The organism is Stenotrophomonas sp. YIM B06876, assembly GCF_030711595.1.
Classification (GTDB): Bacteria; Pseudomonadota; Gammaproteobacteria; order Xanthomonadales; family Xanthomonadaceae; genus Stenotrophomonas.
This window is the reverse complement of sequence record NZ_JAUJUJ010000474.1, coordinates 1-621: the sequence shown is the minus strand read 5'-3', so window position 1 is coordinate 621 and position 621 is coordinate 1. Positions and strand designations below refer to the sequence as shown.

Below are 621 nucleotides of genomic sequence, written 5' to 3'. Positions count from 1 at the left end.
CGACGGCAACATCCTGCACGTCCACAGCATGTAACCACATTCGTCTTTGTTGACGCCCGTCGGACCATTAGAACGCGGTCCAGCACAGCCATGCGCGCGCGTCTGGGATTGGCCACATTCCAGCTTTGGGTATTGGATGGAACGAGGGCTCTATCCGACGGACTGAGCGAGGCCAGTGGATATTGAGCCCGATCAATTCGAATGGGGTGCTGGGTTGATGAAGCCACCCCAACCTACGGCCCTCTACAGACCCAAAAGGCCAGCAACAAATTCACTCTGACCCCTGTTTTGATGGATATTGGGCCCGATCAATTTGAATGAGGTTCTGGGTTGCAAAGCCAACCCAGCCCGCCCCCCTGAGGTCAGCAATGAATATTCACTCTGACCCCTGTTTTAGTCAATAGAAAAAATGAACCTGACCCCGTTTTTGGACCCCGTTCTTGAAGCCAACCCAGCCTACGGGCTGAGCGCCACGTCGGTGGCGGGTTAACGCTGACTTGACGCTGTTCCAACGCCCGCCCGCGCAGGATCGCAGGGCCGCGGCGGGTGCCCGCCAGTTTGCGGCGCATTTGCAAGGAGGAGAGCCCCATGTTGAAGGACAAGACCTCAAGCGCCATCGTC

1 protein-coding gene is annotated in these 621 nt (G+C 57.3%); it reads right to left on the bottom strand.

Translation table 11 applies throughout. The features are described 5' to 3' along the window. Positions 1-362 precede the first annotated feature (362 nt). The coding region (locus QZH66_RS17995; protein ID WP_305807173.1) for a hypothetical protein at positions 363-621 on the bottom strand (259 nt) is incomplete at its 5' end.